Origin of the sequence: Lysobacter concretionis Ko07 = DSM 16239 (genome assembly GCF_000768345.1) — a bacterium.
GTDB lineage: Bacteria > Pseudomonadota > Gammaproteobacteria > Xanthomonadales > Xanthomonadaceae > Novilysobacter > Novilysobacter concretionis.
On record NZ_AVPS01000007.1, the window covers coordinates 60,358 to 79,891 of the forward strand.

The window sequence follows — 19,534 nt, forward strand, 5'->3', positions numbered from 1 at the left end:
CGACCCTGCGCGCGCCGCGATGGCCACGCGCAATGACGGCCATCGTCACTGGATCCTGTAGCGGAAGCCGCCCTTTTTACCCGCGGAAATCCTGATTTTCGCGACGGGATTCCCCTCGGCCATGCGCGCCAGCACGGATCCGGCAATCTCCGGCAGCACGGTGCCGTTGAGGATGTGATCGACATTGCGCGCTCCCGAATCGACCTCGGTGCAGCGCGCAAGCACCGCTTCGACCAGAGTGGCGTCCCAGTCGAATACCGCCTTGTGGTTGGCCTCGATGCGCTCGCGGATGCGACCCAGCTTGAGCTCGATGATGCGCACCAGCACGTCGTCGCTGACCGGGTAGTACGGCACCACCTTCATCCGGCCCAGGAACGCGGGTTTGAACGCCTTCATCAAGACCGGTCGCAAGGCGTCGGCCAGATCATCGGCACGGGGCAGGTCGGCGGCCGGCCGGTTCAGGCAGGCCTGCATGATCTGCGGCGAGCCGATGTTGCTGGTCAGGATGATGAGGGTGTTGCGGAAGTCGATCCCGCGGCCTTCGGCGTCTTCCATCTGGCCCTTGTCGAAGACCTGGAAGAACATCTCCAGCACGTCGGGATGGGCCTTTTCGACCTCGTCCAGCAGCACCACCGAATACGGGTTGCGACGTACCGCTTCTGTCAGCACGCCGCCCTCGCCGTAGCCGACGTAGCCGGGGGGCGAGCCCTTCAGGCCGGACACGCTGTGCGCCTCCTGGTACTCGCTCATGTTGATGGTGATCAGCTTGCGCTCGCCGCCGTAAAGGATGTCGGCCAGCGCCAACGCGGTCTCGGTCTTGCCGACGCCCGAGGGGCCGACGAACAGGAACACGCCGCGCGGCTTGTCCGGATCCTCAAGGTTGGCCGATGCGGTCCGCACACGTTGCGCAACGGCATCCAGCGCGTGGTCCTGGCCGATCACGCGTTCGGCCAGCAGCGGCGACAGGTTGCGCACGGTGCGGATCTCGTCCTTGACCATGCGACCCAGCGGCACGCCGGTCCAGGCGCTGACGATCCCGGCCACCACGCTCGCATCGACCTGCAGCGGAACCATCGGTGCCTCGCCCTGCAACGCACGCAGCTCGGCCAGCAGCAGGTCGAGCTCGGCGAGCTTGGGACTCAGCGTTTTGGCGGCGGTCCTGTTCGATTTCGACTTGCTCGCCTTCGGCTTGCTGGCGACCGCGACGTCACCTTCTTCGGCGTCGGGCCTGCCCTCACCCCGACCCTCTCCCGCGGGGGTGGACGGGGATGTGGATGCGTCGGCTTCGAGCTCGGCGCGCAGGGCCTGGATCTTCTGCGCGATCCCGGTCTCAGTCCTGAGCCGTTTCTCGCTGTCGACCAGCACCGCGTGCGCCTGTGCGTGCTGCGCGTTCAACCCGGCAAGCCGGTCGTCGTGGTTTGCGCCGGCCGTGCACTCACGCCTGAGCGCAGCGAGTTCGGCCTTCAGGCGTTCGAGCTGCTTGCGGGTGTCCTCGATGACCGCCGGGGTCGCGCTCTGCCCCAGCGCCACCTTGGCGCAGGCGGTATCCAGCACGCTGACCGCCTTGTCCGGCAATTGGCGACCGCTGATGTAGCGGTGCGACAAACGCACCGCCTCGGTGACCGCCTCGTCCAGCACGCGGATGCCGAAGTGCTTCTCCATCAGCGGCACCATGCCGCGCAGCATCGCCGCCGCCAGCGCTTCGCCGGGCTCCTCGACCTTCACCACCTGGAAGCGGCGGGCCAGCGCGGCGTCCTTCTCGAAGTACTTCTTGTATTCGCTCCAGGTCGTGGCGGCGATCGTGCGCAGTTCGCCACGCGCCAGTGCCGGCTTGAGCAGGTTGGCCGCATCGCTCTGCCCGGCCTGGCCACCGGCACCGATCATTGTGTGGGCCTCGTCGATGAACAGGATGATCGGATGCGGGCTTCTGCCGACCTCGTCGATCACGTTCCGGAGGCGGTTCTCGAACTCGCCCTTGACGCTCGCGCCGGCCTGCAGCAGCCCCATGTCGAGGGTGTGCAGCTCGACTCCGCGCAGCAACTCCGGCACGTCACCATCGACGATCCGCAACGCGAGCCCTTCGACCACCGCGGTCTTGCCGACCCCTGCCTCGCCGGTGAGGATCGGGTTGTTCTGCCGGCGCCGCATCAGGATGTCGACCAGCTGGCGGATCTCGGCCTCGCGGCCGATCACCGGATCGATGTGGCCGTCGCGCGCGCGCCGGGTCAGGTGGGTGGTGTACTGGTCCAGCGCCGGCGTCTTCGACAAGCCGGCCTCGGGAATCCGCGCGGTGTCGTCGGGACCATTGCCGGCCGGCGCATCGGCGAACCGCACGTCGCCCGCCTCGCAGGAACCTTCGGTCAACCGGGCGAAATGGTGCTTGAGCTCCTCGCGCTGGATCCCGGCCAGCCGGGCCGAGCCGCGGTACGCCAACTGCGACAGCCCCGGCGCGCTCAACAGCGCCAGCAGCAGGTGACCACTGCGGATGCGGGTGGTCTGCTCGTCCAGCGAGGCCAACAGCCAGGCGTGTTCGAACAGGGCCGGCAGGTGCGGCGAGAACACCGGCGTGCGCGTGTTGCCGGTCTTGAAGCGGGCGATCTCGTTTTCCAGATCCTGGCGCAGGCTGTCCGCCCCGAGGCCGCTGCGCTGGATGATCAGCGCCACGTCGGCGCGCGGCGGTTCCAGCAGCGCCAGCAACAGGTGCTCCAGATCGACCTCGTAGTGGCCTTGGGCCAGGCACAGGTTGGCGGCGCGCTCGGCCGCTTGGCGGCAGGTGCCATTGAGCTTGCCGATCAGGGTCTTCAGATTGCTGCTCATGCGATGCGTTCCATGCGTTGCTGATCCATGTGGGACTTTCTGTTGTCATTGACGACAACGCGGGTCGGACTACTGCAGGGTGTGGATGCCGTAGCAGGTGTCGGAACGCGGCGCATCCGGCGGTCGCGAGCAGACGTAACTGTCGAAGCCCAGCCGGCAGCCGCCGCTCCCGCCGCCGCCCAGCACGATGCCCTGCAGGCAGTCGGATTTCAGGCTCAGGCAGACCTCGTACTCCAGTGTGCTGCCGGTCAGCAGGGTCAGCCACCTGGCCAACGCCCTGGCCGCACCGCCACCCGGCAACAGGTCGTCGAACCGGTCGCGATCCAGCGGGCCGATCCACAACCGCATACGCAGGTCGCGCTGCCACACCCGGGTGCCAACCAGCGCCGTGCTGCCCAGTACGGCATTGCCCAGTCCGAGCCGGGAGCGCTGCGACGGCGGCACCCGGTACCACGCCCCAACGAACGACTCGACCCGCAACGGCACCGCGAAGTAATCGGCCAGGATCCGCTGCAGCACCGCCGCCGATACCGGCCGCTGGCGGATCGCACCGGCGTAATGGGCGATCGCCTGGTCGAACACGGCCCCGCCGCCTCCGAGCATGCGACCGCGCAGACGCGGGCCGACGCCGGCCAGTGCCAGCACCAGCGGCAGGAACCGCTCATTGCCGGCCAACTCATCCTGCAGACCCAACCGGTACTTTTTCCATGCCGCGTAATGCAGGGCGACGGCACGGTTACCGAAGATGTCCAGGAATGCGCGCGCCGCGCGGTCGCGCTGGTAGGTCTCACGGCGGCCGAGGGTCTCGGTGTAGTGCAGCGGCAGCACGCCTTGCCGACCCAGCAGGCCCATGAACCCGGGCGTGAGGTGGACCTTGCCGAGGGCCTCCATCGTCACCGCGTGGGCGACCGCGGCGTCATGCTCCAGCGCCGTGCCATCGCTGGAAAACGCCTGCATCGACTCGACCTGGCTGGGTGCGAACCCCAGCGACATCGAGCTGCCGAAGCGCAGATGCCGGGCGACCACGTCATCGGGCTTGACGCCCTGGCGGACGAACAGGCGCTCCAGTATCCGCACCGCCTGGTAGAACTCGAAGCGGTGTGGCGCGGCGAGCAGCTGCTGCGCTACACCAGGGTCGAGTCGCCGCTGCGCGGTTCGCATCGGATCAGCTCCTCGCCGCTGTCGGACGCCAGCAGGGTCAATTGGGTAAAGCTGTTGGCGTGCACGTACAGACCGAAGAAGTGGTCGAGCACCCGCGCGAAGGTGGCGATGCCGTGGCCGACGAACGCCGCCTCCTCGACACCCAGGCGGATCTCGACCCCGCGCACCACGCTGGTGAAGTGGCGGCCAGGCAACCAGGCGCTCGCCGGGCGGTGCTCCAGCGCGGTAATGCCTTCGATCTGGGCCGCCGACACGCGGCTGCGGGCGATGTCGTACAGACGCAGCATTTCCTTGAGCGCGGGCAGGCCGCTCTGGCTCAGCGACAGGTGGTTCAAGGCCAGATGCGAGATCAGCCGCCACTGCGCGCCGCGTCCGCGCTCGAACCGCACCGGCCGGGTGGGTTTGCGCAGCAACGCAATCGAACGCGCCGGGCCGCCGCCTTCCATGTTGAGATCGCCGCCCTGCACGCCGTGGGCGAGGTAACTGGGCAGGTCGCGGTTGCTGCAGGTCAGCTCCAGGCTGATGGTGTCGGTCTGCGGTTGTACGGGGTTGAAGTCCAGGTCCACAAACGACAGCTCGGTCTCGAAGCCCGGGCTGCTGCGGGCAACCTGGTCGTCGCGATGGGCCAGCCAGTAGTGACCCGTGTTGTCGGGCGTCTCGCCATGGTGCAGGGAGTAGAACGGCCGGAACTCGGTGATCTTCTCGCCCTGCGGCGTCTGTCGTATCCGCTTGACCGCATCGATCGACACCACGTCATAGGCGAACGCACGCCGCGCATCGGCGACCACCGGATATCGGGTGCTGCGATGGGTGATGCGGATGGGCTCGCCGCGCTGGGCGAACAGGTTGACCACCGGGGTGCAGCCCAGCAGCACGTTGGCGCGCGACAAGGCTTCCAATGCCCGAGCACCCGCCGAGCTAGCCGGCCGGGCGTGCAGGACAAGATGCACGGTGAAAAGGCTGCCCGTCTGGCCACCCAGTGCTTTCAGGTCGAGGTCGAAAAAGCCGAACTTCTCCGGGAACGCGAACAGTTCGGTCAGCAGCCGGTACGCCGGATGGGAGCGTTCGGGAAAGTCGATCAGGGCCTCGTCATCGGCGAACCCCGCCTGGCGCAGCGGCGAGGCTGGCAACGCCAGCCAGCGTCCGCTGTCCGCGGATTCCAGATACGCCGCGCGCACGCCGAACGCGAGTGCATCTCGCAATGCGGCGCAGAGCGTGGCCTCGCCATCTGTGAACAACCGCAGCGTGTCCAGACCGAGCGTGGCGAGATCCTGCGTTTCGCCGACCAGCTCGAACTTCAGCGCGATCTGGCCGCCGCTGCCCGCCGGCAGGCTGGTCGCCATCGGCGCATCCGCGATCGCCCGGTAGCGCACCTCGCGCACCGCGATCGGCGCCAGCGTCACGTCGTAGGTGCTGCGGAACCGGCAGCTGACCCCGCGCACGCTGCGCGAATGCAGCAACGTATCGCGGGCGATGGTGACCGGCGCGCTGAGCTGGGCCAGCGCCGGCCCCATGTCGAAGCGGGCGATCGAGCACGACGGAAACGGCCGCAGGTAGTGCGGGTACATCACCTCCAGCAGCGCTTCGGTGAACTCCGGATAGTCGTCCTCGATCTTCTTGCTGGTGCGCGCGCTGAGCAGCGCGAACGATTCGATCAGGCGTTCGACATGCGGGTCCTGACTGCCATCGGCCGACAGCATCAGGCGCCCGGCGATCTTCGGGTAGCGCTCGGCAAACTCGCGGCCATGACGACGCAGGTAACCGAGCTCGCGCTCGTAATGGGGCAGCAGGTCTTCCATCAGTCGGTCAATGCCACGTCAGGCCGCCGCACGGCGCAGCCGGCTGACCGAGTACTGCAGGGTGCCGGGCTGCAACATCGCATCGAAGCTGATGGGCTCGCGCGCGGGCTGCACATCCAGCAGTCCGTGAATCGAGAAATGCAGGCCGCCGACTCCGCGCGCATCGCCTTCCAGGGTCACACGCACATCGTGCAGGCGCGGCTCGTGCCGACCGATCGACTGCTCCAGCGAGCGGCAGATCGCGGCACGGTCGTGACCGTTGGCCAGGCTCAGGGTCGAGAAGTCGCGCAGCCCGTAGGTTATCAGCGACTTCCGGCACTGGGGATACGCCTTGAGCGCCTCCTCGCTGAATGCCGCGCGGCTGTTGAGCAGCCCTTCCAGGTCGCGCGCGACCGACTCCTTGTACTGGTCCATCGAGATCGATCTGGAGATGCCGCTGGCAGCATGGACCCGCGGCTCGTCGTCGAACAGTTTCTCCAGCAGGCTGGGCTCGAATCCTTTCATGCGTCCTGTCCTTCGTTTTCCGGCACATTCCGTTGCAGCACCGCATCACCGCCATGACACGGTGGCGACCGCAGCCGCCACCGCATCGGCCCGTCAGGAAACCGTGTAGGTCGGCTTGTTGGTGGTGTTGCTCCACTGCGCGACGGTCTTGCCGCCGACGCCGCCCCCCTGCTTCTGCTGGGTGTATGACCACTTGATCGCACCGAAGCTCAACTGCACCTGCTCGGACGGCATGCCGTCGTGGCCGAGTGCGGTGGAGACGCGGTGGACCAGCACGTTCAGCAGCTCGATCGTGTAGTAGTTGATCGCCTTGCCGTCCTTGTCGGCACGCAGGAACTCGATGCGGGCCTTGGGGAAGGTGGTGCCGTTGGCACACGCCTGGAACAACGCCGTGGAGGCGAGATCGATGCGCTTGTTGATCTCGATCGGGGTCATTTCCACGCGCGCTGCGGTGGTGCCGCCCGCACTGGAAGCCGTCGCCGAACGTGGCTGCAGGACATCCTGGTTGAAGGACTCGATCTCGATCCAGTCCTTGTGCTCGGCGTCCTTGGATTCGCCCTTGATGGTGTCGATGTTGAGAAATGCGTGTTGCATGGTCTGGTTTCCTTTTGTTCCATTCTTCCGTGAGATAGAGCCGGGCATGCACCGCAGGTGCCGACCCGGCACCGGTTTACCGCTGACTTGCGTACTGCCAACATCTGGCGCCGTCATCCGTTGCAGGGACGCTATCGCACACCGTCACGTCGGTCAGGGTCTGCGCCCTGTTGCCGACGTTCCTGCGACACCCCTGCGACATCGTGCCTGCAACGCGACGCCACACACCGTCACGCCCTGGCGTTGGTCGGAAGCTCGGCCACCAGTCGCAACGAAACCGACAGCTCATCGAGCTGGAAATGCGGGCGCAGGAACGACACCGCCCGGTACACGCCCGGCTTGCCGGGAACTTCCGACACCTGCACCGACGCTTCGCGCAGCGGGTACTGGGCTTTCGCCTCCTGCGTCGCGTTGTCGTCCAGCAACACGTATTGCGCGACCCAGCGGTTGAGGAAGTCCTCGACATTGCCCGCCGAAGCGAAGCTGCCGATCTTCTCGCGCATCATCGCCTTCAGGTAATGGGCGACGCGCGAGACCGCGAACATGTATTGCAGCTGCGAGGACAACGAGGCATTCGCGTTGGCCACATCGGTGTTGTAGCGCTTCGGTTTCTGCGCCGACTGCGCGCCGAAGAACGCGGCGTAATCCGTGTTCTTGCAGTGCACCAGCGGTATGAAGCCCAGGTCGGAGAGTTCTTTCTCGCGGCGGTCGGTGATCGCGACCTCGGTCGGGCATTTCAGCGCCACCTCGCCGTCGTCGGTGCGGAAGGTGTGGGCCGGCAGTTCCTCGACCAGTCCCCCGCCTTCCACTCCACGGATCGCCGCGCACCAGCCGAAGTCCTCGAACGCCCTGGTCAGGCGGGCGCCGAAGGCGTAGGCGGTGTTGCACCACAGGTAGCGGGAGTGGTTGTTGCCGTCGACGTCCTCGACGTAGTTGAAGCCTTCCACCGTCGTGCCGTCCTTGGGGTTGTATGGCAGCCGGCCCAGGAACCGTGGCAGGGTCAGGCCGACATAGCGGCTGTCCTCGGAATCACGGAACGACTTCCACTTGGCGTATTCGACCGTGTCGAACACCTTGGCCAGGTCGCGCGGCTTGCCCATCTCGGTGAAGCTTTCCAGGCCGAACATGTCCTCGCTGGCGGCGGCGATGAACGGTGCATGGGCCGCCGCGGCGACGTGCGACATCTGCTCGATGAAGTACATGTCCTCGGGCTGTCGGCCGATGTTGTAGTCGCCCAGCAACGCACCGAATGGCGAGCCGCCGAAGGTGCCGAACTCTTCCTCGTAGACCTTCTTGAACAGTGCACTCTGGTCGAAATCGATCGCCGACTTGAAGTCCTTGACCACGTCCTTCTTGGGCGCGTTGAGCACCTTGATCTTGAGCTGCGCGCCGGTCGAGGTCTGGCTGCACAGGTAATGCAGGCCACGCCAGGTGCTTTCCAGCTGCTGGAACTGCGGTGCGTGCATCACCGCGGTGAGCTGCTCGGAGATCATCCGGTCCAGCTCGGCCAGGCGCGCGTCCAGGGTGAGGTTGAGGTTTTCCGACACCACCACGGTGCCTTGCAGCACCTCGCGCGCGAGCTCGGAAATGATGTCCCGGGCGCGGCGGTGCTCGACATCGGACCTGGCGACCTTGCTCTGTTCGACGATCTGGTCGAGCAGGTCCGGTTCCGCCATAGCGACCGCGGATGGCGCTGCACTTGCCTGTGCGTCCATGGCTTTACTCCTTGTCCGCCGGAACGGTCTGGCCAAGCTGCCGGAGCTGCTCGGTGTTGGCGAGGACATCGTTGAGCAGGTCCTCCAGCTTCTCGTTGCCCGCCACCTTGTTGCGCAGGTCAGCCAGTTTGGAACGCGCCTCCAGCAGCCTGCGCAGCGGCTCGACCTGCTGCACCACCGACTCGGGCCGGAAGTCGTCGATCGACTTGAACGTCAGCTCGACCGCGAACTCGCCGCCGTCATCGCCGAGCTTGTTCGGCACCCGGAAGGCGGCACGCGGCGCCATGCCTTCCAGCACCTCATCGAAGGTGTCGAGATCGACGTTGACGAACCTGCGCTCCTTGAGTCGTGGCAGCGGCTGGTCGGGCTGGCCGCTGAAATCGCCCAGTACGCCGACCACGAACGGAATCTCCTTCTGCTCGATCGCGTCGCCCTTCTCGACGTCGTAGGTGAGTTGCACGCGCGGCGGCCGAACCTTCTCCAGACGTTTCTGGATGCTTTCCTTCTTGGACATCTCGTCGTCTCCCTGACGATTGGCGGCGGATCGGGGCGGGTCAGTTGCCCATGCCACCGAACGGGTTGGCGATGGCGCGGCGCTGCGGTGCGGGTGTCTCCGCCGTCGGCGCCTTGGTCGCAGCGGTCGGAGCCGTTGCCGGACGCGGCACGGCGCGACGACGCGAAGCCGTCGCCCGCGTCTTGCGGTCACCGGCATCTCCGGAATCCAGGATGTCCTCGCCCATCGTCGCCCGCATGGTCGCGGCGAGGCGCTCGGCTTCGGTGCGGGCGGTATGGGAGGCCAGCGCGCCGTTGCCCTGCAGGCGCTGCAGCGCCTGTGAGGCGATGCGCAGGCCGGACACGGTCAGCACGCTGTCGGCGACCATGTCGGTCGGATCGCGCTGCAGGACTTCCTCGGCGGCAACGATGGCGCGGCCGTAATTGCCGGCATCGAACTGCAGCTGCGCGGTGCGCACCCACGGCTCCTTGCTGGTCGGGTCGGCCTTCGCCGCCTCGTTGAAACCGACCAGGGCGGACTCCACCCGGCCGGCGCTCACTTCGGCTTCAGCCGCGCCAAGAACGGCGGCATAGCCGGTGCCTTTCGTGGGCATGCTGTCGCACGCGGCCAAGCCGGCGACCAGCACGGTCGCGGCGAACAGACGGCACGCGAAAACCATCGGGAACGATTGCATTCGACACTCTCCTTGTGGGCGCGCAGGGTGCGTTGCGGCCTGAATCTCCATGTATCAAGTAACCAGCACTTGATGGCACCCCGGCTAGATATAGTAGCCTTGTGCCGCCGCCGTCAAGCTGACTTTGGCAGCGCGCATTGTTCACCAGGGAAGGTCGCCCCGCAACACCCCGGGGTTGGCCCGTGACCGCAAGCCGGTCCGGCAGCAAGGAAATGTTTTCAATGGAGCGGCACGCTATGGACGGTTTTTCATCCTCGCCCGACCGGGCATTTCATGCCGGCGCACGACCGCGTCGCGGCGGTGCGTGGCTCGCCGGTGTGGCGCTGGCTGGCGGCCTGCTCCTCGTCTCCGGCTGTGCCGGCCATGGCGGCATCAGGCAAACATTCGACAAGACCCTGCAGGCGGTCGGCTTGAAGGCAGCGGCGCCACCACCGCATTCGGTGCCGCTGCGGTTTCAAGCCGGCGACAACCTCAACGCCGGCGACGGCGAGCGCGGGGTGTCGCTGGTGGTGCGGGTCTATCAGTTGCGCGAGCGCAAACGCTTCGAGGACGCCGCGTTCGAGGTGTACCTCGACGAGCAGCGCGAGCGTGACGTGCTCGGCGACGACCTGCTCGGCGTGACCGAGTTCCTGCTCGCGCCCGGACAGCGCCACGAGGTGCTGGAGCCGTTGCCGGCCGACGGTCGACACGTCGGCGTGGTGTCGCTGTTCCGTGCGCCCGCGCCGACACGGTGGCGGCTCGTGTTCGACGCCGGCAAGGCCGCCGGCGAAGGCGTAACCATCGGCCTGCACGCCTGCGCGATGACCACTCCGGGTCCGGCGCTGGAGACCGTCCTGGCAACACCGCCGCACAGCCTGTCGTCGAGCCGTTGTCCACCACTTCGGCGCTGACCGCGATCACGCAGGCCGCTGCAATCCGCCCCTCACCCGCGCCAGCCGATCGACTGTCACCACCGGCGACGGGTTTCATCGCAATGACCAGGGAGTCACACCGCATATGACACGGATGTCGAAGGTTTTCTGGGGCGAAGGGCTGTTCCTGCGCCCGCAGCATTTCCAGCGCCAGGATGCCTACCACGAGGCGCGACTGCAGGAGTTGGCCGCCGCCCTGCATCCGTGCGCCTGGGGCGTCCGTCAGGTTCGCTTCGACGCGCAAGCGCTGGCCAGTGGCACCCTGCGGGCGCAGCAGTTGTCGGTGGTGTTCTCCGACGGCGAGTTCTACAACGCCCCCGGCGCGGACGAGCTGCCCGACGCGTTGGCGCTGTCGAACCTGCCCGATGGCGTGCAAGCCACCACGATCCATCTCGCCCTGCCGTTGCTGAAAGAGCACGGCGGCAATTGCGGCACGCCGGCCGATGGCCGGGTGGCGACCCGCTACCAGCAGACCAATCAGTCAACGCCCGATCTGTACACCGACGCAGGCGAAGCGGAGCTGGCATACCTGTGCAAGACCGTGCGGTTGTTGACCGACGACGAGCCCCGCGACCCTTACGTCACCGTGCCGGTGGCGCGGGTCCGGCGCACCGCAACCGGCGGCTTCGAGCTCGACGATGCCTTCATCGCCCCCAGCCTCAGCCTGAATGCGGCGCCGCAGCTGCAAACCCAGCTGCGGCGGTTGCTCGACAGCCTGCAGGCCAAGACCGACGCGCTGTATGGGTTGCACCGCGAACCGTCGCAGTCGGTGGTGGAGTTCCGCTCCGGCGACATCGCCTCGTTCTGGCTGCTGCACACCGCCAACGCCGCATTCGCCGCGCTGTCGCACCTGTTCCGGCATCCCGGCCTGCATCCCGAGCGCCTGCACCAGGAATTGCTGCGCCTGGCCGGCGGCCTGCTGACGTTCTCCAGGCGCCACACCCTGGCCGACCTGCCCGGCTATCAGCACGCGCAGCCGGAAGCGGGCTTCGAGCGGCTGTTCGCGATCATCCGCGAGCTGCTCGACACGGTGATCTCGGCGCGGTATTTCTCCATCCCGCTCAACGAGGTCAAACCGTCCTTCCACCTCGGGCGGCTGGATTCGCAACGCATCGACGAGCAGTCCGCGTTCTACCTGGGCGTCAGCGCCGACCTGCCGGGGCCGGAGCTGGTGCAGGCGGTGCCGGTGCGGTTCAAGGTCGGCGCACCGGACGATGTCGACAAGTGCGTGCTGTCCGCGTTGCCGGGGGTCAAGCTCACCCACGCCGCACAGGTCCCGGCCGCCATCCCGGTGCGTCCGGGCAGCCAGTACTTCGCGATCGAACCACGCGGGCCGCTGTACGAACGCATGCTCAAGGCGCAGTCGCTGGTGATCTACGTGCCGTCGGGCGTGCGCGAGCTCAAGCTCGAACTGATCGCCTTGACGCCATGACCCACTCCGCTTTTCCGCATCAGGCAGGACGCCATGAACTATCCCAATCCGCCGGTTCCGCAACGCCTGCCCTCGCTGTCGCCGGGCCCGTTCCCTGACGCCGCCATCGACGGCGCCACCGCCCAGCCACGCAACCTGCTGGAACTGATGGCCGACGGGTTCTACCTGCTGATGCTGCTCAAACGCGGGCAACTGCCGGGCAGCGAAGCCGCGTTCGTGACGTCGGTGCAGCATTTCCTGGACGGGGTCGAGCGCGGCGCGATCAAGCTGGCGATCCCGTCGGAGGACGTCTACGCCGCCAGGTACGCGTTCTGTGCGGCGGTGGACGAGGCCATGCTCGGCCAGCCGTCGGGCCTGCGCGAGGCGTGGGAGTGCAACCCGCTGCAGTTGCGCCTTTTCGGCGAGCACCTGGCCGGGGAGCATTTCTTCGACCGCCTCGAACAGCTGCGCGCGCAGGGCGCACCGCGCCTGCCGTCACTGGAGGTCTACCACTACTGCCTGCTGCTCGGCTTCGAGGGCAGGTACCGGCTGGAAGGGCCGGAGAAACTCGGCTACCTGATCGCCCGCCTCGGCGACGAGATCGTGTACCTGAAGGGCCGGCGCACCGGCTTCGCCCCGCATTGGGCACCGCCGGACCGGATCACCCACGCGCTGCGGCGGGTGATGCCGCTGTGGGCACCGGCCGCCGTGCTGGCAATGGTCGGCGCCGGCGCGTACTTCAGCCTCCACGCCTTGCTGGAACGCGACACCCGGCAGCAGCTGGCGACCTACCACGAGGTGGTGCAACTGCCGGCGAAAACCGCGCACCTGACCATCACCCTGCCCTGAACACCCAGGCCCGGGTGGTTGCCAAGCGCCGCTCCACTAGAATGGCCGGATGACTTCGCACACCCACATCCCTGAATCCGACCAGGATTTCGACCGCGTCCGCGCCTACCTCACCGGTCTGCAGGACCGCATCTGCGCCGCGGTCGAGCAGGCCGACGGCCGCGCCCGTTTTGCCGAGGACCTCTGGAGCCGCGCCGAAGGCGGTGGCGGCCGCACCCGCATCCTGCGCGATGGCGATGTGTTCGAGCAGGCCGGCATCGGTTTCTCCGATGTGTCCGGCAACAAGCTGCCGCCTTCGGCGAGTGCGAGCCGGCCCGAACTGGCCGGTGCCTCGTGGCGCGCGATCGGGGTGTCGCTGGTGTTCCACCCGCGCAATCCGTACCTGCCGACCACGCATGCCAACGTGCGCCACTTCCGCGCCATGCGCGACGGCAAGACGGTCGCCTCGTGGTTCGGCGGCGGCTTCGACCTGACCCCGTTCTATCCTTTCGACGAGGACGTGCTGCACTGGCACCGCACCGCCCGCGCGCTGTGCGAACCCTTCGGCGGCCAGGCCCGCTACGACGACCACAAGCGCTGGTGCGACGAGTACTTTTTCGTCAAGCACCGCAACGAGACCCGCGGCATCGGCGGTCTGTTCTTCGACGACCTGAGCGCGGATTTCGAGGACGATTTCGGCTACCTGCGCGCAGTCGGCGACGGGTTCCTGGACGCCTATCTGCCGATCGTGGAGCGCCGCAAGGACACGACGTACGGCGAGCGCGAACGCGAGTTCCAGCTGTATCGCCGCGGCCGCTATGTCGAGTTCAACCTGGTGTTGGACCGCGGCACGCTGTTCGGCCTGCAGTCCGGGGGACGCAGCGAATCGATCCTGATGAGCCTGCCGCCGCTGGTGCGCTGGGAGTACGGCTTCACTCCCGCACCCGGCAGCGCCGAGGCGCGGCTGGCGGACTACCTGCGGCCGCGCGACTGGCTGTCCGAACTGGGCTGAGGCCGGAGTACCGGCACCGGAAGCCGGAAATCGGACTGCGGAGCCGGAGGATCATTTCTCCGCGTCGCGGTAGGTCACGATGGAGATGCGGCCGTTGGTCTCCAGCAAGGCCAGCTTGATCTGGTCCAGGTCCATGCAACTGGATTCGCGCATCGCCTTGTCGAAATCGGCACGGCTGACCAGTTCGCGCCTGAGTACGTCGCGGAAGATGTGGCCGTCGCGCGCCAGTTCGACCGGACTGCCTTCCACCAGCTTGCGTACGGCCGGGTAGCGCGCCGACAGCCAGGCCACGGCGTAGTTCAGCACCATCAGGCTGACGACCAGCAACAGGGCGCCGGTCAGCGAGTTGTCACCGCCGTTCATGCCGTTCTGCACCGCGTTGCCGACCAGGATCAGCAGGACCAGGTCGAACGGCGTGAACTGGCCCACCGCGCGCTTGCCCGACAACCTCACCAGCACCATCACCGCGACATACACCGCCACGGAACGCAGCACGAACTCCCACCAGGGAAACGACAATTCGAACAGACTGGACATGGCCGGAATCCACGGTCACGGCATTGTTGCCACCGCTGCGGACGTTACACCAAGGCAATAAAAAGCCCCGCTGGCAGGGGGGGCCGGCGGGGCTGGTGGAGCTAAGCCTGGGGAGGGGCTTTCGCTCCGGATCACTCCAGGGGAGGGAGAGATCTGCGACAGGCGTTGCACCTGTCGCGAGCATATGACCACTATCCACATGGATGGTTCGTGAAGATGGTGTCAGCGGACCGAAAAGATTCAGGGACGATTCATAGCGGCAACTTCGGCCAATATGTCGTTAAAACTCCGTTAATAACGCTTTCCCGGTAAACCTTTGCCGAACCTGCCCGACAGTCTCACGGCAAACCGGCCAATCGCCAACCGGGGACGATTCCGGACCGCACGGGTCACCCTCGCCGGTCACCAGGCGCCACTTCCGGCCTGGCGATCCTCCGGGACGACGCGTCAGTGGGCTTCGTCCCAATTGGCGCCGACTCCGCTGTCCACCACCAGCGGCACGCGCAATTGCGCGGCGGCAACCATCCGCGCGCCGACTTCCGCCAGCAGGGTGTCGACGAAACCGGTATCGACCTCGAACACCAGTTCATCGTGCACCTGCAGGATCATCAGCGCGCGGTCGGCATGCGCCTCGAGCCAGCCGTGGATGTCGATCATCGCGCGCTTGATGATGTCGGCCGCGGTGCCCTGCATCGGCGCGTTGATCGCCGCGCGCTCGGCGCCGGCGCGCAGGCCCTGGTTGCGCGCGTCGATGTTGTCCAGGTACAGGCGGCGGCCGAACACGGTCTCCACGTAGCCGCGATCGCGCGCCTGCTGGCGGGTGTTGTCCATGAACTCGCGCACGCCGGGGTAGCGGCTGAAATACAGGCCGATGTAGTCCTGTGCCTCGCCGCGCGAGACATCCAGCTGCTTGGCCAGGCCGAACGCGCTCATGCCGTACATCAGGCCGAAGTTGATCGCCTTGGCGGCGCGGCGCTCGTTGCCGCTGACCTCGCCGATCGGTTTGCCGAACACTTCCGCGGCGGTGGCGCGGTGGATGTCGTCGCCGGCGGCGAACGCGCGCAGCAGGCCCTCGTCGCCGGACAGGTGGGCCATGATCCGCAGCTCGATCTGCGAGTAGTCGCAGGCGACGATGCGGCGGCCTTCCGGGGCGATGAAGGCGGTGCGGATGCGGCGGCCGTCGACGGTGCGGATCGGGATGTTCTGCAGGTTCGGGTCGGAGGACGCCAGCCGGCCGGTCGCCGCGCCGGCCTGGTGGTAGCTGGTGTGCACGCGGCCGGTGTCGGGGTTGATCATCTGCGGCAGCTTGTCGGTGTAGGTGCTGCGCAGCTTGGCCAGACCACGGTAGTCGAGGATCACCCGCGGCAGTTCGTGCAGGTCGGCGATCGCCTCCAGCGCCTCCTCGTTGGCCGACGGCTGGCCCTTGGGGGTCTTCACCAGTGCCGGCAGCTTGAGCTCCTCGAACAGCAACGCGCAGACCTGTTTGGGCGAGTCCAGGTTGAACGTGCGCCCGGCCAGCCCGGTCGCCTTCTGCTGGGCGGCGAGCATGCGCTTGCCCAGGTCGGCCGATTGCCGGCGCAGCTCGTCGGCATCGACCAGCACGCCGTTGGCCTCGATGCGTTCGAGCACCGGCACCAGCGGAATCTCGATGTCGCGGTAGACCTGTTCCAGCGCCGGCTCGGCCGCCAGCTTCGCCGACAGCACGCGGTGCAGGCGCAAAGTGATGTCGGCGTCCTCGGCGCCGTACTTCACGGCATCGTCGACGGCGACCTGGTTGAAGGTGATCTGCTTGGCGCCCTTGCCGGCGACATCGACGTACTTGGTGGTCTGGTAGCCCAGGTAGCGCAAGGCCAGCGAGTCCATGTCGTGACGGCTGGCGGTGGCGTTGTGGACGAAGCTCTCCAGCATGGTGTCGTCGCTGTAGCCGCGCATCCGCACGCCGTGACGGCGCAGCACGTGCATCTCGTACTTGCCGTGCTGGCCGATCTTGCGCTTGTCAGGGTCTTCCAGCAGCGGACGCAGCGCGTCGAGCACCGCCTCGCGCGGCAGCTGCGCGGGCGCGCCGGGGTAGTCGTGGCCGACCGGGATATAGCAGGCAAAGCCGGGTTCGATCGCGAAGCTCAGTCCGACCAGGTTGGCGCGCATCGCGTCGAGCGAGTCGGTCTCGGTGTCGAGGGCGAACTCGTCGGCGGCCTGCAGCTTCGCCACCCAGGCAGCGAGTTGTTCACGCGTCATCACGCCTTCGTACTCGCCGGGTGCAGCCAGCGCCGGATCCGGCTCGTTGGCCACCGCCACGGGGCTGCGGGCGTAACCGGCAGCGGTGTTGCGCACGCTGCCGGTGTCGCTCGCGGCCTCGGTCACGGCACTACCCTGGCCGCTGTCCAGATCGCGCAACGCCTGCTTGAAGCCGTAGCGGGTGTACAGCGCGCGCAGCTCGTCCACGTGCTGATCGCGCAGGACCAGCTCGGTCGGTACACGGCCGACGTCGACATCCAGCTTGATCGTGGTCAGGGTGCGGTTGAGCGGCAGCCGGTCCAGCACCGCGCGCAGGTTCTCGCCGATCTTGCCCGTGATGCGGTCGGCGTTGGCGATCACGCCGTCGAGGCTGTCGTACTCGGCCAGCCACTTGGCCGCGGTCTTCGGGCCGCACTTGTCGACGCCGGGGATGTTGTCGACCTTGTCGCCCATCAGCGCGAGGTAATCGACGATCTGGTCGGCGCGCACGCCGTATTTGTCGACCACGCCGGCATCGTCGTCCAGCCGGCTGCCGCTCATCGTGTTGACCAGCGCGATGCCGGCGCGCGCACCGTTATCGTCGCTGCCGGCACGCACCAGCTGGGCGAAGTCCTTGTCGCTGGTGGAGATGGTGACGTCGATGCCGGCGTCGGCGGCCTGCACCGCCAGCGTGCCGATCACGTCGTCGGCCTCGACCCCGTCGATGCGGATGATGTCGATGCCCAGCGCGTGCACGATGTCGCACATCGGCTGCACCTGCGACCGCAGGTCGTCGGGCATCGGCGGGCGGTGCGCCTTGTACTGCTCGTCGAGGTCGTCGCGGAAGGTCTTGCCGGGCGCATCGACCACGAAGGCGATGTAATCGGGCTTCTCCTTCAGCGTCGCGCGCAGCATGTTGACCACCCCGAACAGCGCGCCGGTCGGCTCGCCGTCGGCGCTGGTGAGCGGCGGCAGCGCATGGAAGGCGCGGTAGAGGTAGCTGGAACCATCGATCAGGACGAGTCGTTTCATGCCGCGATTCTACGTGGCTGCCCTGACTGGCTGCTCTGACTGGCTGCCTTCCGCGTCCGTGCCTTCCATGCTTTTGCCCCCCCTCGCCGCCATCGGGCAGCGTACGGCGACACCCCGCCGCGGGTATCCTGAGCCGTGCCGCGCCCTGCGGCGCATTCCCTCCCGCCACCCGTCCGAACGGAGAGCCGTCATGCGTATCGTCCCGACCCTGTTGCCGCTTGCGCTTTCCCTCGGCCTGGCCGCCTGCGCCAGTACCGGCGGCCAGCCCGACCCCAATGACCCGACCGCGAACCTGCGCAACGCCGAAGTCATCCAGCGCGTGCAGGACAACGGCGACGTGATCGAGGAATACCGCGTCGCCGGCCAGCTCAGGGTGGTCAAGGTCACGCCGGCGCGTGGCCCGGTCTACTACCTGATAGACAACGACGGCGACGGCCGCCCGGACGACGGTGCCCCCGTGTCACCGGTGTACTGGAAGCTGTTCGAGTGGAATTGAGCCCGATGCCTGGTCGAAACACCGCATCCGGCAGGGAGTTGAGGCGATGAGCAAGGCCGACCGTATCCACGCCGCCCTCCAGGCGCTGTCGCCCACGCACCTGGAAGTGCTGGACGAAAGCCACATGCACAGCCGCGGGCGGGAAACGCACTACAAGGCGGTCGTGGTCAGCGAGGCGTTTGCCGGCAGGACCGGCGTGCGCCGGCACCAGGCCGTGTATGCCGCCGTCGGCGGACTGATGGGCGAGATCCACGCGCTGGCACTGCATACCTATACGCCTGAAGAGTGGGCCGCGCAGGCCGATGCCCCGGACTCGCCGCGCTGTCTGGGTGGCAGCCGGCACGACGCCTGACCTCGCTGAGGAGATGAACGATGTCACCTCGATTGCCACTGTTGCCACTGCTGCCACGGCTGCCGCCGCAGCCGGTTGCCTGGCGTTGGGCGCTGGCTTGATCGTGCCCGGAAGGTAGCGGGCAGACTGCCGTCCCCGGACGGATCCGCGGACCGCTTCCGGTGAAGCGGGAATGGAGCCTGGGGGCGCCGCGCCTGCCGTTGCTGGCGCCGGAGGAGCGCACACGGTGGCGGCCCGGCTTACCCCGCGCGACGGAAGGTCAGGTTGATCCGCTGCGCTCCCATCACCGGGTGGCAACCCGGCTTCACCGGCAGCACGCCGTGGAATCGCAGCCGGTCCACGCCGCCCCAGACCGCGACATCGCCATGCGCCAACGGCACGTGCACCGCCTTGTCGCTGCGTGCGTGGCCGCCGAACAGGAACACCGCCGGCAGGCCCAATGACACCGAGACGATCGGCGCGGCGAAATCGCGCTCATCGCGATCCTGATGCAACGTCAGACGGGTACCGGGCACATACCGGTTGATCAGGCAGGAATCGGGAGCGAACGCATCGAAACCGGCCGCTGCAGCAGCGTCCCGGGCCAGACCGGCGAATACCGGCGGCATGGCCGGCCAGTCGTTGCCGCTGACGGGATCTCGCGCCGCATAGCGATAACCGCGACGGTCGCTGACCCAGCCCAGCACCCCGCAACTGGTGGTCGCGACCGACATGGCAAGACCGCCCGGCGTGGTCATGTGGCGCAGCGGCGCGGCACGGAGGAGCGCGTCGAGCGCCGGCAGCAGGTCGCCCATCCGCGGCAGAGCGAAGCCGTGCAGCAACCACGCCTGCTCACCCATCGGCAGGCGGGTGCCGGTCTGCAATTCGGCGAAAAGGTCGGTGGTCATGACAGGCGAAAAATTACCGCGACAGACGCCAGTGTGCGTGACTGCCGGCCGCACGGACGCGCCTCGTGCGTCACGTT

Annotated in this window: 17 protein-coding genes; 6 read left to right on the forward strand and 11 right to left on the reverse strand. The window is 67.4% G+C overall.

Annotation, left to right across the window (positions count from 1 at the left end):
• Positions 1-45: 45 nt before the first annotated feature.
• The 8 genes from tssH to N792_RS09595 all read right to left on the reverse strand — a co-directional run bounded on the left by tssH (position 46) and on the right by N792_RS09595 (position 9,777).
• Positions 46-2,817 carry a type VI secretion system ATPase TssH gene (gene tssH / locus N792_RS09560; protein ID WP_036194472.1) on the reverse strand — a complete coding sequence of 924 codons (2,772 nt, stop codon included), beginning with the start codon at positions 2,815-2,817 and terminating at the stop codon, positions 46-48.
• Between the two features lie 69 nt (positions 2,818-2,886).
• On the reverse strand, positions 2,887-3,978 hold the full coding sequence (tssG, locus tag N792_RS09565) for a type VI secretion system baseplate subunit TssG (RefSeq protein WP_036194474.1): 1,092 nt from the start codon (positions 3,976-3,978) through the stop codon (positions 2,887-2,889).
• A complete protein-coding gene (gene tssF, locus N792_RS09570; protein ID WP_036194476.1) occupies positions 3,942-5,777 on the reverse strand; it encodes a type VI secretion system baseplate subunit TssF in 1,836 nt (611 codons plus the stop codon). Before tssF ends, tssG begins: the two co-directional genes overlap by 37 nt.
• An 18-nt stretch (positions 5,778-5,795) precedes the next feature.
• Entirely contained in the window at positions 5,796-6,281 is a 486-nt protein-coding gene (tssE, locus tag N792_RS09575; RefSeq protein WP_036194478.1) for a type VI secretion system baseplate subunit TssE, read from the reverse strand.
• Positions 6,282-6,374: 93 nt separating this feature from the next.
• Entirely contained in the window at positions 6,375-6,875 is a 501-nt protein-coding gene (locus N792_RS09580) for an Hcp family type VI secretion system effector (protein WP_036194480.1), read from the reverse strand.
• A gap of 230 nt (positions 6,876-7,105) precedes the next feature.
• A complete protein-coding gene (gene tssC, locus N792_RS09585) occupies positions 7,106-8,590 on the reverse strand; it encodes a type VI secretion system contractile sheath large subunit (protein ID WP_036194487.1) in 1,485 nt (494 codons plus the stop codon).
• Between the two features lie 4 nt (positions 8,591-8,594).
• Positions 8,595-9,104 carry a type VI secretion system contractile sheath small subunit gene (gene tssB, locus N792_RS09590; protein WP_036194489.1) on the reverse strand — a complete coding sequence of 170 codons (510 nt, stop codon included), beginning with the start codon at positions 9,102-9,104 and terminating at the stop codon, positions 8,595-8,597.
• Positions 9,105-9,144: 40 nt separating this feature from the next.
• Positions 9,145-9,777 carry a tetratricopeptide repeat protein gene (locus tag N792_RS09595; RefSeq protein ID WP_156969371.1) on the reverse strand — a complete coding sequence of 211 codons (633 nt, stop codon included), beginning with the start codon at positions 9,775-9,777 and terminating at the stop codon, positions 9,145-9,147.
• A 236-nt stretch (positions 9,778-10,013) separates the two neighbouring features.
• Here N792_RS09595 and tssJ point away from each other — a divergent pair, with 236 nt between their 5' ends.
• From tssJ to hemF, 4 genes are all read left to right on the forward strand, one after another.
• Positions 10,014-10,667 carry a type VI secretion system lipoprotein TssJ gene (gene tssJ, locus N792_RS09600; protein ID WP_084105669.1) on the forward strand — a complete coding sequence of 218 codons (654 nt, stop codon included), beginning with the start codon at positions 10,014-10,016 and terminating at the stop codon, positions 10,665-10,667.
• Between the two features lie 115 nt (positions 10,668-10,782).
• Positions 10,783-12,120: a type VI secretion system baseplate subunit TssK gene (gene tssK, locus N792_RS09605; RefSeq protein WP_036194697.1), complete on the forward strand. Its 1,338-nt coding sequence runs from the start codon at positions 10,783-10,785 to the stop codon at positions 12,118-12,120.
• A gap of 33 nt (positions 12,121-12,153) precedes the next feature.
• Positions 12,154-12,948, forward strand: coding sequence for a type IVB secretion system protein IcmH/DotU (gene icmH, locus N792_RS09610; protein ID WP_036194494.1), 795 nt, complete (start codon positions 12,154-12,156; stop codon positions 12,946-12,948).
• 49 nt (positions 12,949-12,997) lie between these two features.
• Positions 12,998-13,939 carry an oxygen-dependent coproporphyrinogen oxidase gene (gene hemF / locus N792_RS09615; protein WP_052103900.1) on the forward strand — a complete coding sequence of 314 codons (942 nt, stop codon included), beginning with the start codon at positions 12,998-13,000 and terminating at the stop codon, positions 13,937-13,939.
• 51 nt (positions 13,940-13,990) lie between these two features.
• Here hemF and N792_RS09620 read toward each other — a convergent pair whose 3' ends face one another.
• Positions 13,991-14,476: a DUF421 domain-containing protein gene (locus N792_RS09620; protein ID WP_036194496.1), complete on the reverse strand. Its 486-nt coding sequence runs from the start codon at positions 14,474-14,476 to the stop codon at positions 13,991-13,993.
• Positions 14,477-14,923: 447 nt separating this feature from the next.
• Entirely contained in the window at positions 14,924-17,722 is a 2,799-nt protein-coding gene (gene polA / locus N792_RS09625) for a DNA polymerase I (RefSeq protein ID WP_036194498.1), read from the reverse strand.
• 190 nt (positions 17,723-17,912) lie between these two features.
• Between polA and N792_RS09630 the strand changes: the two genes are divergently transcribed.
• Positions 17,913-18,218 (forward strand): DUF2782 domain-containing protein, encoded by a 306-nt coding sequence (locus tag N792_RS09630; protein WP_036194499.1) that lies wholly within the window; start codon positions 17,913-17,915, stop codon positions 18,216-18,218.
• A 46-nt stretch (positions 18,219-18,264) separates the two neighbouring features.
• Positions 18,265-18,570: a BolA family protein gene (locus N792_RS09635; protein WP_036194501.1), complete on the forward strand. Its 306-nt coding sequence runs from the start codon at positions 18,265-18,267 to the stop codon at positions 18,568-18,570.
• 239 nt (positions 18,571-18,809) lie between these two features.
• On the opposite strand, the gene alkB is transcribed toward N792_RS09635, so the two are convergent.
• Positions 18,810-19,457, reverse strand: coding sequence for a DNA oxidative demethylase AlkB (alkB, locus tag N792_RS09640; RefSeq protein WP_036194503.1), 648 nt, complete (start codon positions 19,455-19,457; stop codon positions 18,810-18,812).
• Positions 19,458-19,534: the final 77 nt, after the last annotated feature.

What these genes read in the sequence shown, in the direction of transcription:
- tssK (WP_036194697.1), top strand. Translation starts at nt 10,783, where the DNA reads ATGTCGAAGGTTTTCTGGGGCGAAGGGCTGTTCCTGCGCCCGCAGCAT.
- tssG (WP_036194474.1), bottom strand. Translation starts at nt 3,978, where the DNA reads ATGCGAACCGCGCAGCGGCGACTCGACCCTGGTGTAGCGCAGCAGCTG.
- tssF (WP_036194476.1), bottom strand. Translation starts at nt 5,777, where the DNA reads ATGGAAGACCTGCTGCCCCATTACGAGCGCGAGCTCGGTTACCTGCGT.
- N792_RS09635 (WP_036194501.1), top strand. Translation starts at nt 18,265, where the DNA reads ATGAGCAAGGCCGACCGTATCCACGCCGCCCTCCAGGCGCTGTCGCCC.
- N792_RS09630 (WP_036194499.1), top strand. Translation starts at nt 17,913, where the DNA reads ATGCGTATCGTCCCGACCCTGTTGCCGCTTGCGCTTTCCCTCGGCCTG.
- N792_RS09595 (WP_156969371.1), bottom strand. Translation starts at nt 9,777, where the DNA reads ATGCAATCGTTCCCGATGGTTTTCGCGTGCCGTCTGTTCGCCGCGACC.
- tssE (WP_036194478.1), bottom strand. Translation starts at nt 6,281, where the DNA reads ATGAAAGGATTCGAGCCCAGCCTGCTGGAGAAACTGTTCGACGACGAG.
- N792_RS09580 (WP_036194480.1), bottom strand. Translation starts at nt 6,875, where the DNA reads ATGCAACACGCATTTCTCAACATCGACACCATCAAGGGCGAATCCAAG.
- tssH (WP_036194472.1), bottom strand. Translation starts at nt 2,817, where the DNA reads ATGAGCAGCAATCTGAAGACCCTGATCGGCAAGCTCAATGGCACCTGC.
- hemF (WP_052103900.1), top strand. Translation starts at nt 12,998, where the DNA reads ATGACTTCGCACACCCACATCCCTGAATCCGACCAGGATTTCGACCGC.
- tssJ (WP_084105669.1), top strand. Translation starts at nt 10,014, where the DNA reads ATGGACGGTTTTTCATCCTCGCCCGACCGGGCATTTCATGCCGGCGCA.
- N792_RS09620 (WP_036194496.1), bottom strand. Translation starts at nt 14,476, where the DNA reads ATGTCCAGTCTGTTCGAATTGTCGTTTCCCTGGTGGGAGTTCGTGCTG.
- polA (WP_036194498.1), bottom strand. Translation starts at nt 17,722, where the DNA reads ATGAAACGACTCGTCCTGATCGATGGTTCCAGCTACCTCTACCGCGCC.
- icmH (WP_036194494.1), top strand. Translation starts at nt 12,154, where the DNA reads ATGAACTATCCCAATCCGCCGGTTCCGCAACGCCTGCCCTCGCTGTCG.
- alkB (WP_036194503.1), bottom strand. Translation starts at nt 19,457, where the DNA reads ATGACCACCGACCTTTTCGCCGAATTGCAGACCGGCACCCGCCTGCCG.
- tssC (WP_036194487.1), bottom strand. Translation starts at nt 8,590, where the DNA reads ATGGACGCACAGGCAAGTGCAGCGCCATCCGCGGTCGCTATGGCGGAA.
- tssB (WP_036194489.1), bottom strand. Translation starts at nt 9,104, where the DNA reads ATGTCCAAGAAGGAAAGCATCCAGAAACGTCTGGAGAAGGTTCGGCCG.